Source organism: Kutzneria buriramensis (assembly GCF_003387475.1).
Classification (GTDB): Bacteria; Actinomycetota; Actinomycetes; order Mycobacteriales; family Pseudonocardiaceae; genus Kutzneria; species Kutzneria buriramensis.
Genome location: NZ_QUNO01000059.1, coordinates 1 through 1,376 on the forward strand (window position 1 = coordinate 1; position 1,376 = coordinate 1,376).

Annotated in this window: 1 protein-coding gene; it reads left to right on the plus strand. The window is 68.0% G+C overall.

From position 1 onward, the window contains the following. Positions 1-177: 177 nt before the first annotated feature. Positions 178-1,376, plus strand: a 1,199-nt coding sequence (locus BCF44_RS54590; RefSeq protein ID WP_211353721.1) for an IS4 family transposase, incomplete at its 3' end; no start/stop codon positions are given.

The following is a 1,376-nucleotide window of genomic DNA, read 5'->3' on the forward strand; positions in this document are numbered from 1 at the left end:
TGTCAAGCCGGCCGAGACGGACAACGGAGCTCCTGCTAGAACAGCGTCGACCAAGATCGATGAACAGCAGGAACTCCGTTGCCCACACAGTCTGTCAGCACCCATGACGTCGTCGTTGCCCAGGGCCCGTACGCGCCAGGACACCTGGGGGAACTCACCCAACTCATACCGTTCGACATGGTCGACCAAGCACTGGCCGAGACCCGCAAAACACAGGCCCGGCTGCGGGATCTGCCCTCCCGCGTGGTGGTCTACCTGCTGCTGGCCGCCTGCCTGTTCCCCGAACTGGGATACCCCGGCGTGTGGACCAAACTCACCGCCGCACTGAGCACCATCCGCCCGGCAACCCCCACCGCAGGCGCACTGTGCCAGGCCCGCCATCGCGTCGGGACCACACCGCTGCGATGGCTGTTCGACCTTCTCCGCGCTCCGGCCGCCCCCGCGATCCGCTGGCGAGGACTACTGGTCTGCGCGATCGACGGCACCACCATGACCGTGCCCGACAGCCCCGCCAACCTGACCACCTACCGCAAACACCGCTGCAACCATGGCGGCTCCGGCTACCCTCAGATCCGGCTCACCGCCCTGGTCGCCTGCGGCACCCGCACCATCCTCGACGCCGTATTCGGCACCACCGATCTCGGCGAACTCACCTACGCCCCACAGTTGGCCCGCAGCCTGCGCGCCGGGATGATCCTGCTGGCCGACCGCAACTTCGCCGCACGCGACCTGATCACCACCTTGGCCGCGACCGGCGCGCACATCCTGGTGCGCCTGAAGAACGGCCGCGCCCTGCCCGTGCTGGCCCGCTACCCCGACGGCTCCTACCTGTCCGTGCTGGGCGCGACCACGGTCCGCGTCATCGACGCGGAGGTCGCCATCACCACCAGCGCCGGCCGCCGCACCGGCCTCTACCGGCTGGCCACCACCCTGCTCGACCACCACCACTATCCCGCCGCCGACCTGGTCACTCTCTACCACCAGCGATGGGAGATCGAGACCACTTACCTGGAACTGAAGTCCACCATCCTGGGCGGCCGTGTCCTGCGCGCCCGCACCCCCGCCGGTGTCGTCCAGGAGGTCTACGCCTTGCTGATCACCTACCATCTGCTGCGCACGCTCATGGCCGACGCCACCAGCACCCGGTCGCGGATGTGTCCAGACAGGGCCAGCTTCACCGTCGCTCTGCACGCCGCCCGCGACCAACTCGTGCTGGCCGCGAGCGTCATCGCCGACACCTCGATCAGTCTGGTCGGCGCAATCGGCAGGCTCGTGCTGGCCAACCTCATGCCCGACCGACGCGTACGAACCGCACCACGCGTGGTCAAACGAGCGATCTCCAAGTACAACGCCAAAGGCACCGTCGACCGGACTAC